This is a genomic window from Pseudoalteromonas sp. SWYJZ12, assembly GCF_015864395.1.
In the GTDB taxonomy this organism is placed as follows: Bacteria; Pseudomonadota; Gammaproteobacteria; order Enterobacterales; family Alteromonadaceae; genus Pseudoalteromonas; species Pseudoalteromonas arctica.
Window position 1 is genome coordinate 13,626 of the sequence record NZ_JADYXH010000023.1, and the last position, 14,702, is coordinate 28,327.

6 protein-coding genes are annotated in these 14,702 nt (G+C 38.5%); all 6 read right to left on the reverse strand.

From position 1 onward, the window contains the following. Positions 1-219: 219 nt before the first annotated feature. The 6 genes from I6F42_RS17715 to bcsA all read right to left on the reverse strand — a co-directional run bounded on the left by I6F42_RS17715 (position 220) and on the right by bcsA (position 14,701). Positions 220-2,967 (reverse strand): metallophosphoesterase, encoded by a 2,748-nt coding sequence (locus I6F42_RS17715; RefSeq protein WP_010555128.1) that lies wholly within the window; start codon positions 2,965-2,967, stop codon positions 220-222. A 146-nt stretch (positions 2,968-3,113) separates the two neighbouring features. Then, positions 3,114-4,607: a peptide MFS transporter gene (locus I6F42_RS17720; protein WP_010555127.1), complete on the reverse strand. Its 1,494-nt coding sequence runs from the start codon at positions 4,605-4,607 to the stop codon at positions 3,114-3,116. 246 nt (positions 4,608-4,853) lie between these two features. Further along, positions 4,854-8,672: a cellulose synthase subunit BcsC-related outer membrane protein gene (locus tag I6F42_RS17725; protein WP_010555126.1), complete on the reverse strand. Its 3,819-nt coding sequence runs from the start codon at positions 8,670-8,672 to the stop codon at positions 4,854-4,856. Beyond that, positions 8,663-9,793, reverse strand: coding sequence for a cellulose synthase complex periplasmic endoglucanase BcsZ (gene bcsZ / locus I6F42_RS17730; protein WP_010555125.1), 1,131 nt, complete (start codon positions 9,791-9,793; stop codon positions 8,663-8,665). The genes I6F42_RS17725 and bcsZ overlap by 10 nt, the downstream gene beginning before the upstream one ends. Continuing rightward, positions 9,793-12,039, reverse strand: coding sequence for a cellulose biosynthesis cyclic di-GMP-binding regulatory protein BcsB (gene bcsB, locus I6F42_RS17735; RefSeq protein ID WP_024589434.1), 2,247 nt, complete (start codon positions 12,037-12,039; stop codon positions 9,793-9,795). The genes bcsZ and bcsB overlap by 1 nt, the downstream gene beginning before the upstream one ends. Next, positions 12,032-14,701, reverse strand: coding sequence for a UDP-forming cellulose synthase catalytic subunit (gene bcsA / locus I6F42_RS17740; protein ID WP_197152942.1), 2,670 nt, complete (start codon positions 14,699-14,701; stop codon positions 12,032-12,034). Before bcsA ends, bcsB begins: the two co-directional genes overlap by 8 nt. Position 14,702 lies beyond the last annotated feature (1 nt).

Genomic DNA, 14,702 nt, shown 5'->3' on the forward strand with positions numbered 1-14,702 from the left:
AAGAGGGGGGCACTATTTAGTGTGTAGTGTATGTGTAAATTTTATAGGACGGTTATTATAAAGTTACGTGTTTGTAATACAGTTAAGTAAAATGAAGTTATATGGTATAGGATTGAATAGTGGTTTTTATTCTTAATGTGTTGTTTTTAAATAATAAAAAGGAGAGTTCACCTGCGTGAAGCCTCCTTTTAGAATGAACAAGCAAAAGCTTGGTTGTATTTAATTGTTTACACTTTTAGAGTTGCCACCAAAGAACTTGTTACGTTGCTCAATCCATTGGTTTGTTTTTATCGCTGGCGCAGCTTGATAGTGACGTTCAATCGTTTGGTTTAACACTCGCGTCGGTTGCTCAAAGGACAACTTTTGTTGTGCGCCGCCCATACTTTTAATTTCGCCACGGGTCATAGCACGGCCCGCATAGAGTAAGGCATTTAAATAACCAGGGACTGTTTCGTAGCCATTATCAGTAAATAAGAGCACTGCTTTGTTGAGAGCCCAACGTTGGTCTATTTCTCCAAATTCTTTTACACCCGTTAATTCACCATCAATATATACTTCAAATACACCATTTATTGGTGCTGTGTAAAACACAAACGCTACACGATGCCATGTTTCTGGTTTAGTATCACCAAAATATCCACTTTTAAACGTCGCTTCACCATAACCGCCACTGGGATCAATAAATATATCTGCATCGTTTTCTAAATAATCTACTGTTTCAGTTTGCATTATCGCACGATAAGAATCGCTATCTTCTGATGGCCAATATAAATCCATTATTAGAGTGTAGTCAGATACCATACCGTCATTAGCATAATCACCATTTGCTTGTGTGTTTAATTCAATTTTTAAACCCTCTGTAGGTGAGTGATCAGTAAAAGCCATTACACCAGAAGGACCATCAGTTAAATCCCCAATATTAAGATCAGTGGTTGTCTCATAGCGGGTGTCTTCGGGGCCCCAACCGTCATTTTCTGGGTCAAAGTAGTTTAAAACCGATGGACCAAAGTCTGGGGTCAGTGGGTTTGTTGGATCGTCAAAGTTCCAAATTGTTATATTTGCAACATCTTGGCAAGCATTAAGCTGTGTGTCTGTATCAAGGTGAAGACATTGAGTTGTTCTAAAGCGCGCGTATTGATCAAGTAGCCACCATGCTTCGGCAATTGGCTTTACATCATTAAAAGTAACACTGCTAAAAAATAAATCTGGATTAAGTGCTGCACCTTTAAATAAAGCGACATTATAATTTGTTGTTACTTGAATATCTTCTGGCTTTAACGCAAACCAATCGGGTTGGCTGGCAATCATTGTGTTTAAATCAGTCCCTGTAACAGTTACTTGATACAGTGAATTAAAGCCAGGTGTGTTTGAAGGCTGTCTTTCAACATAAAATGCTTTGTGAAAATCTTCTTGTGTAACAGTGCCTGGCGTCCATCTTTTTTGTACAAGTTCAGGGTTAAGCAGCGCTGCGTTAATTGAGCTTGAATGTTTAGTTGCAAGTGCTGTTATTTCTGCAACTTCAAAGCTACTTGGGTAGTTTTCTGAAATGGCAATTTCTGTATCAGCATCGGGTGCATATCGGCCCATTATTTCATCGATAGCTAGCTTGGTTTCTTCGTCAGGTTCTATAGATGTTCGCGTATCTACATGTTGATAATCGTAACGACTTAGTGCTTTATCTGCAGTATTAAATACTAAATTTAAATCGGTGACTCCGCGAGCATAAAATTCTGGTTGAATGACTAAAGCATTATTTTCAAGCTCTATAAAGTCTTCACCACCATGAGTATGCCCACCAAGCACTAAATCTATACCGGGCACATTGGTTGCTATCTCAACGTCAGTTCCTTTACCTAAGTGGCTTAGCATTATCATGTAATCAACATCACCGCTGTATTGGCTTACAATACTTTGTGCGATTTGTTGCCACTTCCAACTCATTTTAAATTGTTTTATAAAGTCAGGAATAGGGTCATCTTCAATTGGCTCGTCAAGTTCATCCCATGGTACTGACGTCATCCCAAACACACCCAATGTTATGCAGCCAACCTGTACTTTAGCAAAGTCCACACCGCCAAAGCTCTTATTTTGCTCTCCCTCAAATCGGGTATTACTTGCAAGTACAATGGCATTATCGTCTTGTGAAAACTCAAGCAGCTTTTCAGGACCCCATGCATAGTCATGATTCCCTAAAACACGTAAATCAAAAGCCATTAGCTTTACGGTTTCATCAGAGGCTAAGCCTTGTGATATTTGCTCTGCAACGGTCCCTTTTTCGTAATCATCGCCACCATCGGTAAATAATGTATGCGGAGATTCGCTTAACGCTTTTTTATAATAAGCCTTGATACGACTAAAATACTGCTCTTGATACCCAAAGCGAGCATGCATGTCGGCAACGTGAACAAATCGTATAGATTGCTCTGTTGCATTTGCATCACATGTAGGGCCAATATCAGAAAATGCCACCGTACGTTGCATTTCTATTGCATAGCTACCTAGTTGGTTTACTTGTGCACTAACAAAGCCTTGCGATACTGTTGAATTAGTAATACTTGACCAAGAGTCTCCGCTCAAACGCGCAATAGTTAATTGGCCGCCTAATACATAGTCGTCAGGTATTTTTATAGTGATTGTCATTGGGCTAGAAAGTTGAAGTGTATTCGGGGTAAGCGTATGTATATCTGAAATGATATTTTTTGCTTGATTATTCTCATCAAGGACTAGTTTTTCGTAGGTTATTTCGGTATCGCTAGCCACTATTTCCCCAGGGGCATTGATAGTAAAGTTACCTTCATCTAATGACGTTTGTAAGCCATTAGCATTGGTAATAATTAAGCCACTAGGCTCAGGCTCTACAGGATCATTTGGATTTACTGTAACTTGATCTTCGGCTCCACCACAGGCAGATAAAAAAATAAGGAGAAATGCTATTAGAGTGGCACGTAATAATGTTAATGAATGCATATACTGCTGTCCCTGAGTCTATTCAATAATCAATCAGGACATAATACCAGTTAACGAGAGTGGGGCAAAGTTGAATAAAAAAATTCCCCCATAGACGCTATGGAGGAATGTATCGGTTATGTTGTTATATTTAAAATAGATAACAATTAAGAGGCTTTCTCTTCTAACCCTTGTTTTTCCCATACTTTAGCTTTAAAAGTCATTAGTACTAAAACAACACCAACACCAATGCTAAATAATGCAATTTGTAAGTATAAGTTAGGAATTTCATCAACATTGTTCGGATCGAAATTACCAGCAAGTAAACCTGCAATAATATTACCGATTGAGTAAGTTAATACAAATACACCCATCATTTGACCAGTGTAACGTTTAGGCGATAACTTACTTACAGCACTTAACGCTACAGGGCTTAAACAAAGCTCACCCACTGTATGTAAAAAGTACGTAGTAACAAGCCAGTAAGGCGCTACTTTTAAACCTTCAGCTGCGTAATGAGCCGCCATAAACATAACTAAAAAGCCAGATGCCATGATAATTAAGCCAATTGCACATTTAACGCTGTAGCTAGGTGACACTAAGCTTTTAGATAAGTTAATCCAAAGTGCTGCAAAAAATGGCGATAAAGCAATAATAAACAGTGAGTTTAATGATTGAAACCACGTTGTAGGGATTTCAAACGTACCAATAAATCGGTCGGTGTAATCACGGGCAAATAGGTTTAATGACGAACCGGCTTGTTCAAAGCCAGACCAAAAACATGCAGAAGCAATACAGACTAAAAATAGTGCCCACATTCTTTGTTTTTCGGCATCGGTTAATTTACCTGTAAAGTAAATAACACCAAAATAAACAAAAAAGATAATAGTAAATACAATCGCTGTGTAACCTGCAACCACTGTTGGATTGATTACAATTGCGCCGGTCATTGCAGCCGTAGTAACTGCAGCAGCAGCAATTACAAATGCAGCAATACCAATCCATGCACGTGAAGTACCTTTAGGACCAAGTGGATTAGCAGGTAAAGCGCTGTGCTCTGGTAAGTTATTAAGTGTGAGTTTGTACTGAACTAAACCAATGGCCATACCGACAGCTGCTGCACCAAATGCCCAGTGCCAGCCTACGTTCTCCATAAAGTAACCACATACGTAGTAACCTATTAAAGAACCCATGTTAATACCCATGTAATAAAGAGCGTAACCGCCATCACGACGCTCATCTGTATCACTGTATAGTTGGCCGACCATTGCACTGATATTTGGTTTTAGCAAACCAGTACCTGTTGCTACAAATATTAAGCCAATGAAGAAAGAATAATCATGTGGAATAGCCAAAATAATATGGCCAATCATAATAATTATGCCGCCATACCATACTGCTTTTTGACCGCCAAACAATCTATCAGCTAGCCAACCACCAGGTAAGCCTAAAAAGTATACTGCGCCCGTATACAAACCATAAATTGCAGCAGCTGATGCAACAGTAAAGGCAAGGCCTTCTTCTTGTAAGCTTGCTGTCATGAATAATACGAGCATAGCTCGCATACCGTAATAACTCATTCGTTCCCACATTTCAGTGAAGAACAATGTCGAAAGTCCTTTAGGGTGGCCACACCAACCACTATCTGGAGCTGAACTCATATTTACTTCCTAACTTTAAGAATTGTTGTAATGGCCTTATAATTTTTTGCTTTAGCTATTTTAGAATTTGTAACCACTAAAATGCTCGACCATCAGTATATTATTTGTAGCTAAGATAATGATTTGCTATACGGCAGTAACACCACAAGGTAAGAGACACACCCTTATCCTAGTTACAATTGCGCTCAAGTATACATATACCTTAGTGCTAGGGGAAGTGTTCGCGGTGTATCACCTTATGCCAAGTTAAAACTCAGCATAAGGAACAATAGGGGTGCCTGGAAACTCAAGTGTTCCGTACACAGGATTAAAGTAGTAACGTATATAAAGCTGACCAAAATTTGGTTCGTAAAAGTCAGAACGATCGATGGCTAAGTAGCCACCAAAGAACCAATTCGGCGTTATTCTATACTCAAAACTACCTTCAAGATTATATGAAACACCAGAACTTGTTTCACCTTCATATACAGGATCAACACCTGTTATTGATTCTATAGCGTATGCGTCTAATTGCAGATTAGTGTTGTTGGGGAAGAAATCAATAGATTGAGTTTTTGTTTGCGAGTACGAAACACCGGTTTTTAATCGATAAACAAAATCATCGCCCCAACGCGCGTCATAAGTGAGTGGCACAGATAAACCTACATAGTTTTGTGGGCTGTAATAACCACCATGACCCCATGTTTCTTCACTTAAATTATACTTGTATGCCCAATGTAATAAGCTAGCGCCTGCGGTAAATTCACGCTCTTGATTGCTAATTACACGGTAATAAGTACCACCCATCATACGATAGCGTTGGTTGTCTTTTACATTTTGGCCTTTATATAGGGTAAAGTCGGCGCTTGACCAAAAACCCCATTTTCCGCCTAAGTCGTGTGATACATTAGCCGTTAGGCCTGTAGAGCGTACACCACCCCAAACTTCACCTGTTTTTACATCTTTAAGACCTGCATAAGAAAGTACCGAGCTTGTAACTGGGCGTTTTTCAAGTTCTAGGCTGTATCCAAAATCACCAAAACTGTCTGCGTAATTTACACCCCATACAATATCTTCAATTAAAAAGCCAAGTGGAGTTGTACCTACATCTACACGCCAGTTTCCGTTCTGCCAACCAATACCTACATCTACACCACTTTCCTGTGGTGTTACTTCATCGATTGAACAAGTAAAAATACATAAAGCACCTTGTCCATAGCGGCTGCCAGCAAATTGCTCATCAAAGCGCGTTGTTTGTGCGCTGATAGTAGTCGGGTCTACTTTAATAAACCCTTGGCCTTGCCAAAGCGGAAAGTAAGCTTCAATCGGGACTAAACCCGCACCAAGTGTTGCTTCGCTTTCGGTGCTTGTTTGCCCACTAAAGTTAACACCAATAGCAATGTATGCTTGGTTTTTGTTTTGCTCGTTTATTAGCTCTCTTTTAGCACCGTTTACATACCATTCATCGTTTTCATCTATTTTTGAAAGCGCTCCGTAAAGCTCTTTTTCATTTAATGTACGATTAGGAAATAGGGTTTGCGCGTACCAAGATTGTGCTTGTTCGGTTTCGTTGAATTTGCTGGCTACTTGAGCGCCTAAATAACGTAGTTCTTGATCGTTGGGTGACTTTTCAACAAGTTGCTTAGCTAAGTAAAGTGCATCCCCTGAGTAATTAAACTCATTGAGAGATGACATGATTTGGCGTTGCAAATAACCTTCTTGCGATGTGGTTTGCGTAATCGCTTTTTGCGTAACTTCTTTTGCTTGAAAGTCGTCCCCAAGTTCTATGTATGCATTAGCAATAGCGAGTAGTGCTTGAGGCTCTATGGTTTGTTTATTTTGTACTTTTTGCTGATACAAAATAACGGCCGCTTCGCGCTGTTCAAGTGCTAAATTTGCATTAATAAGGGCAGTAGTTGTTGCTGGAGTATTTTTATATTTTTGATCCAGCTGGTTAAGCTTCGCGATTAAATCACTACCATTGTAATACTGAGTAATATAGCTATTTTGTAGCTGTACATATTGAGTTGTTTCGTTTTCAGTTGCGCTCTCTGGTAATACGTACTTTTCAAACCATTGCTTCGTTTTATTTTCATCACCTTGCTCTAAAAGCCACTCACCATAAAGTGTTTGCCAATAAGCAGAAAGAGAAGGCTCAGCTTCCAGTGCTTTGTTTATAAGTTTTATAGCGTGTTTTTTTTCATTAATTCGATACCAGCTTCGCGATAACTCTGCCTGCATAGCGGGTGTTAAATTTTGTGCCTCTAGGTTGCTTAAATGATAGATTGCAGTGGCTTTGTTTTTAGCATCAAGGTGGCGCTCACTTTGTGTTAAAGACTCATTAAGTTGCAGCTGCTGTTCAAGCGCAATAATGTCTTTATCTCTGGATTTAAATGGAATGTACTGCAAGGTTTTAATAGCACCTTGATAGTCATCAAGGGAGCGTAAAAAAAGCGCGTGGCTGTAACGAATCTGAGGGTTTAACGGAAATTGCCACAGCACATTATTAAATAAAGCGCGGGCCTCTTCTGTCAGCCCCTTTTGTTGGTATATAAAGGCTAAATCGTAGTATAACCAAGGCTGTTCTGGCGCTATTTCAATAGCGTCTTTTAATACTTTTTCGGCTTGCTCTAAATCTCCCGACTGTGCAAACGTATTTGCCTTTGCGCGGTACTGACTACTTAAAGATACAGAATAAGATTCTTTAATTAGTTTCTTTTGATTAAACGATAAGCTGTTGTAAAAAGAGGTTAGGGCTTTTTCATTCTGCTCTAATTCAGCTATTTCAAGTAGACCTATTAAAGCGCTGCTATTAAGTGGATCACTTCTTAAAACAATTTGATATGTAAGTGCAGCCTGTGAATATTGCCCTTGAGCAAATTGTAATAAACCTTTGTTATATATTACTGTATTAGTTTCTTGTTCTAAGGTGGCTGCTAAATCAAGCTTAAGCTTAGCCGTTTTAAATTCTTTATTATTAATGGCATTTTTAGCTTCGCGTATATAAAGCCAAAGCTTAGCTGTTTTTGCTAATTCTTGTAGTGTTTCACGTTCAGCGAACTCAGTTGTGTACTTTTGTGCACGAGTAAAATATTGATACGACTTTTGGTTTTCACCAAGGCGTAAATAGAGTGTGCCAAGGCTTCGCATTATAGCGCCGTCTTGCGGTCGGCCTCTTAAAGCTTTTAAAAGTAAAGGCTCTGCGGCAGCAAGTTTATTTTTCTCAAGTAATCTATCGCCCCTAACCCAAAGCTGATAGGCGGGGTCGGCAAGAAGTGTTTGACGTTTTTTATAATCTTTTAGAAAATCTTGGTATTGTAATTCACCTTTACTACTAAAGGGATAAAGAGTGAAATAGCGCTGATACTGCTTAACTGTATCATCCGTTAAGGGCATTTCTAGCAAAGCACTAAGCCAAATATATTCTACTTCATTAATAAAAGTAGGGCCTGCGCCATATTTACTTAAAATATCAATCGCTTTTTTATCTGTAAGATTACGCCTAAGTAGGTGACGGGCATAAGCAATTTCTATCTGCGCAATACTTGGGTAGCTTTGAGCTAATTTATTATAGCCTCTTTTAACACTTTCCCATTGGGAGCTATCTTGTCCATACCAGCTTAAATGCTCAAGCTCGTAATCTAATGTAGGGTAGACGTTTTTAAAAATATTATTATAGATTTCGCGAGCTTGTTCATAACGACCCGCGCGAGCCAATAATTTAGCTTGCTGAATTGAAGATTTGTCTTTTCCTTCAGTACGCGAAAGGACTTTTAGCTTTTCAACGCACGGAGCTTGTTTGGTAAGCCCATTATCTATTTTACTTAGTAATTGGTTGGCTTTCGCTGATTCGCCATTGGCAAAATCATAACGCGCTACTGCGCACTGTGTTTCTATGCGGGCAGGGGCAATAGCGACTAGCTTTCGCAAGCTATCTTCAACTAGTTTTTTATTTTGCTGTGCTTCACCAATACCTATTTGGCTTAGTAACCAATCAACAGATTGCGTATCAATATCATTGACTGTGTTAGCGCTTAATCCAGAGCTAAGCGCTAATGTGCAAGCGAGGGCAAACCTTAACGGCATTCAGTGCTCCATACCGGTTGTAGCGTCCCATCTGCTGTAATTGAAAAACGCTTATTTAAAGCACTTGTACCAAACAAGTTAAGTACGCTGTCGTAATAACGAGTCTGGGTAAATGATTTATCAATCATTAGTTTTTGCTGAATCGCCATTACTGTAGAATTATCGTTATTAGTCGCTAGTAAAGGTAATAGAGCTGAGTTAAAGCCTAGAGGGCCTCTTTTTTCAGATTTTCCTGATTTAGCAAAAGTATTTAAAGGCACGTAACCACGTTTATTAATTGTTTCTATAAAAGGGTTAAATTGCGCTAATAGCTCTTTTTTATAAGGTGCGTTGTCTGCCATCATACTTGCCCATAAATACACTCTAATAGCGTTGTAACTGCCCAAGTCGCTCGTTTTTTTATCGTAATAAAAGCCGTTATTTGCATCAAACATTACCCAGTCAGGGCTAACACCTTGCTTTGCTGTATCTAAAATCAACTTTGCTGAGCCTTCGTGCAGTTGATGCCAAGGCGAGTGTGGATAAAGCTTTTTAAACTGCTGATAAATAAATAACGGTGAGTAGCTTGGGTTTAACTTAAAACGCTCATTATCAAATTCAAAACCAGTAGGGGCGGGTAGTAATGATAAACCTAAGCCCGAAATATAGGCGGTTTCTTCACGCATTATCCGCTGTGCAAGTACGGCTGCTAATATGCTGTAGCGGCGGTCATCCCAAAGAATAGCAGCTTGCGATAAACTGTATGCTATCCATAAGTCAGAATCAGACGCTGGATTTGAATCTAAAATTCCGCCAACATTTTGATTGTTAACACCCCATTGCCATGCCGGTAAACGAGTGCTTAAATCACCTTCTGATAAATGTTCTTGCGTCCAATCAAGCACTAAGTCAAACATTGCTTTGTCATTTGCTACAACAGCAAAAAATAAGGCATAAGATTGGCCTTCAGAGGTTGTGACTTTTTGCTCACTCCCCAAATCAATAACGCGACCATCTTGGCTTATAAAGTTACTTTTAAACGTTTGCCATGCATCCCATGGTTGGCATTGCTCTATTTGTGCATTGGCATTAAAGGTAAATAATGCAATCACGGTAAAAAATACATTAATGAGTGACTTCATTACTTATCTCCTTCAGCTAATCGCTTGTATGTTAATGCTTGCAGTAATCGCCATATTATAAATGAGATCAACAGTAGTGTTAAAATAGACAATAGTGCCAGTACAAATGGGTGATCCGATAAATGGAACCAAATTAGGGTATGCACAGGAATGTGACCAACAAAATATTGCTCATCAGTTTTAATTGTTTTAATGCCTTGAGAATTTATGACCGCAGCACTGCCTTTAATTTGCGCAAGAGCTTCTGAACTCATTAACGCATCATCAAGTAGAGTAAAGGCTTTTTGTGATGTTGCACTAAGCGATACAATTGAACGCTCTGAATCAAACGGTGATTGAAAGCCAGTAATAACGGCCATATCACCACTACTTTTTATACTTACTTGGACTTTATCTGTTGTCTGCTCATCGTAAGCACCATTGTATATGGCTTGTTTTATAGCGCGCTGATTATTATCAAGCAGGATATTGGTTTGCGCATCTTCATCTAAGTTATTAGCAATGCTATTAGGTTTTGCGATTACTAAGATGTCTTTATCATCTAAGTTGGCATCTTGATTTAAATGAGCAACGCTTATTCTATGAGCTGGGTAGCCTGTAATAGCACCAAAGTGGCCTGTTAAATTAAACAATACAGATAGTGCTTTAGGTGATGGAACTTCATCTATCAATACTAAAGTTTGTTGTAAGTCTGCGTATTTTGTAAATGGGAATCCGCTGTTTGCAAATACATTTAAATCAGGTAAAGCCATGTAATGATCAAACCCACTTACATCAATGTTAGAGTTTCCATCAATTACCCCGTACTCGCCACCAGGTGGAGCAACGGCACATTCGCCTTTTTTAAGTACTGCAAATCTAAAGTCAAAATTTAACTCATTTCGGCTGGCAAGATTAATACCGTCTAATGAAAAGTCTTCAGCGCTTTGCGTTGTGTCTGTATTAGCAATTAAAGGCAGCAACGTTTTAGCGGTAGTTAACGATGTGTCTTTTTTATCAAGTAAAAAACCACTTATAAATTCTTGGTTTATTAGCATGTTTAAACGTGAATTTAAGGTTTCGCTCTCTGGCGTATTACGGTATTGCAAAGTAATAGGAATACCTTTTTCACGCCAAGTAAATAAATCAGGTGCAAAACGAACATTTAATTTTATAGGGCCGTTGTTAAGACCCTCAGCTTGTAACTGAGTTGGGTAGTCAATAAGCTCGTCAAAGTGCACGGGACGATCGTTTCTTAGCCATCTCGGCGCATCATAAGCTTTACGCAGTGGGAGTTTGTTAATAGCCTCGATGCTTGCACTTCGGCCAGTCATAATTTTATGACCAAATACAAGACCAGTGACCGCTGTTTTTAAGTCTTTTTCGTCACGCCCCAAAATTAACAGCATTTTATTGTATCTGTGAATAGGGCTAGAAATTAGCTCGACGGTTGGCTTTTCAACATCTGGGTAATCTTTTAAAAAATCAGGTTTTGAGTCATTAGTAATAAACACCACACTGTGCTGCTCTGGTGCTTTATTTAAAACGACTGGAAAGTTAGCGCCACGCCAGTCAGCTTGTGCGCCAAACCAACTAGATAAAGTGGCTGCAGCTTCTATTGCTTGTGTATTAGGTGTGCTTGCAAATACAAAAGGTAAGTTTAATTTGTTGTAATCTTTAGCATCAAAAAATGGTTCTGGTAAATATTCAAGGCGGCTATCAATTGCTAACTGTTTTTGATCAAGCGTGATGTGGCTTGATTTGTTTATTTCAGTCCAAATTGAGCGGCTAAAGTAATCTTGGCATCGTAAGTCGTAGTAGCCAACTAGTTCAAAGCGAATTTGGTTGTAGTCTTGAATGTATTTAGCATTTAGGTCTAGGCTATGACTTACCGTATTTTTTACAATACTTAATTGCTCATTAATAGGTAAAACAGTAACTAAGTTATCGTTAAAATAAACTTTTAAATGCGATACATTAGCCAGCAATGAAGGTGAGTTGGTGTACGAAAAGTTAAGCTTTAGATTAGTGCTTAATTTATCAATTCTATTTGTGAAATCGACTCGAGAATTATTATTCACGCCGTCGAGTTTATAGTCGTTGAACCCTAACTTTTCAAAGCTAAGACGTAAACTAGAAACCTGAGCGCTCTCAGGGTAGCCATTTACAAACATAGTTTTGTCGTGCATAGGCTCGATAGCGAGTACTTGATATGCGCTACTAATAAGTAACAATGTTAGAAATGTATTAAGTAACTTTTTAATCATAATTATTATGCACTATCGGTTTTTTTGGAGTAAATGAATTGATGTAAATGACAGTATTAGTCATAAACTTAATTATAGGTTGTAACGCTCTTGGGGCATGAAATAATAAATTACTAAAGCCCCGTAAACTGGTTTTTTGCACTTCTTTGAAGCTATACGATGGACGGTCATGTCTAAAGTTATTTTGCCAATCTAACCAAGCATCTGCTCTGGAGAAAGTACATTGTATAAAAGCTCTTTGCTTTTCGAGAGATAAATCTTTAAGTGTAAGGCCAATTTGTTTTTTACGGGTATTACATACATAAGTTGTAAACGAAAATTGCTTGTTACCGCGACTCATTAGTAATTCAATTTTATCGTTAACGCGGCATAAATGTGCGTGTTCAGTCTCTATGCCTACACCGTTATCTGAATAATCCGTTATTTTTACTTTTAAAGTATGACCATTTGCTAAACGAACGCCGGCAGGAAAGTTTGCCTTTATACGATGCGAGTGCCTCACTTGGCGAGCCTCAGCAGCAACCGCAACCGCAGCACCCAAAATAATAATATTATAAAAAGCCCAACCCATACTTATTATAAGTACGCCAATCTGGCTTGAATCACCTAAAAACAGACGTAATACACCCACTATTATTCCAAGTAAGTTAATAAGTAAGAGAATTAAATACGGTTTTGAAATCCCCCAGTCGTAATGCTCTTCATCATTTAAACCGCCTTTTTCGGTTACGTTAAATTTACCTTTATTAGGATTAAATAAAGCAACGGTAGTTGGTTTTAATATGTACCAAGCAAGTACTGACTCATACACTTCCCCCCAGAAGGAGTAACGGTATTTACCTTGAATGCGTGAGTTAGTTGCTTTTATCTGAATTAACGTTGGCACCACATAGATAAAAATAGCGATAAAAGGGGCATAAATTATGTACGCGTTAAAATATATCAACGCTAAAGGGGCTGTTAAAAATACAATGCGGGGAATACCAGAAAGGAAATGCAGCATTGCATTTATATAACATAACCGTTGAGGAAAGCTTAAGCCTTTACCCATTAACGGATTATCAAGTCTAAATATTTGCGCCATACCACGCGCCCAGCGAATTCGTTGACCTATATGCGCTGATAGACTGTCGGTGGCAAGACCTGCGGCTTGTGGAATGTTTATATAAGCAGTTTTATAACCAGCTCGCTGCATACGAAGAGCCGTGTGAGCATCCTCAGTTACTGTTTCAAACGCAAAGCCGCCAATATCATCAAGTGCTGCTCGTTTTAATACGGCGCAAGAACCACAAAAGAAGGTTGCATCCCACATGTCGTTACCGTCTTGAATTAGTCCATAAAACAACATGTTTTCGTTAGGGATTTGACTGTGATTATTAAGATTTCGCTCAAATGGGTCTGCTGAGAAAAAGTGGTGCGGTGTTTGGACCAAACACACTTTACTGTCTTTTAAAAACTGTCCCATTGTCATTTGTAAGAACGAGCGAGCAGGAACGTGGTCACAATCAAAAATTGCAATATATTCGCCATCAGTATAGCGCATAGCGCTATTCATATTACCGGCTTTAGCATGATTGTTATCCGAACGAGCTAAATAGCCGACTCCAATTTCCTCTGCAAATTCCTTAAACTCTGAGCGCTTACCATCATCTAATATATAAACATTTAACTTGTCTGCAGGCCAATCGATACTTAAAGCAGCGAGAGTAGTGGGTCTTACAACGCTTAATGGCTCGTTATAAGTTGGAATATATACATCAACCGTTGGCCATAAGTCAGTATTTTTTGGTAAAGGTATTGGTTTTCGCTCAAGTGGATTAATTGTTTGGAAAAACCCTAAAATAAGTACAAGCCAGGCATAAGTTTCAGCAAGTAGTAAGCCGCCACCTAGTGCAAGTGCAAGCGGATCATCCCAATTTAAAGTCTCAGTATAACGCCACCATAAGTAACGAGAAGACGTAGTTACTGACAGGGTGATCATAACAATGGTTGCCATTTGGCCTTTTACCCGCTTAAGTGCATACGCAACTAACAAAATAAAGCTTATAAAAATGGCTTGAGCTTCTAAGCTAAAAGGAATTGTAATGAATATTGCTAATAAAAATAAAATAAACGCGAGAATGACATACTTAACTAATTTATTTTGCCATACACGCGCATCAGCTATTGCCTTAGTAGCACTTTTTTTAGGACCTTTTTTATTTTTTGATAGTAGGCGCTTTAATAATTTACCTAACTTTAAATCAAACCAACGTAATTGCCTTAAAAGAAAGCTAACGCCACCGTAAAAATAATTAATGGCATCTTCTTTTACTGAGCTCGGTTTAAGTTGGTTTTTAAAAAATACTAAAAAAATACTTTGTATAACAAAGCGTAATATATTTGAGTAAATATAGGTTCGGTAAGGTAGCCTTAAATGAGGGTAGTAGTCATAAAGGGTAAACTCAAAGCTGATTTTATGCTGCTTAATGTTTATAAATAGTGAGCTTAAAAGTGTAATAAATGGCATTAAAAAAGCTTCAATTACATTTACTTTGTGTTGATTAAAGTAGCTATGAAACTTGAATAAAATGTACCGAACTAACTTATCAGTAAATAAAATGCTCAGCAGCAAGTATAAAGTGCTGTGAATGGGGCGCTGATAAAATAGTGTAATACTCATT

Coding starts and splice junctions, on each gene's coding strand:
- I6F42_RS17715 (WP_010555128.1), bottom strand. CDS start 2,967: ATGCATTCATTAACATTATTACGTGCCACTCTAATAGCATTTCTCCTT.
- I6F42_RS17720 (WP_010555127.1), bottom strand. CDS start 4,607: ATGAGTTCAGCTCCAGATAGTGGTTGGTGTGGCCACCCTAAAGGACTT.
- I6F42_RS17725 (WP_010555126.1), bottom strand. CDS start 8,672: ATGCCGTTAAGGTTTGCCCTCGCTTGCACATTAGCGCTTAGCTCTGGA.
- bcsZ (WP_010555125.1), bottom strand. CDS start 9,793: ATGAAGTCACTCATTAATGTATTTTTTACCGTGATTGCATTATTTACC.
- bcsB (WP_024589434.1), bottom strand. CDS start 12,039: ATGATTAAAAAGTTACTTAATACATTTCTAACATTGTTACTTATTAGT.
- bcsA (WP_197152942.1), bottom strand. CDS start 14,701: ATGAGTATTACACTATTTTATCAGCGCCCCATTCACAGCACTTTATAC.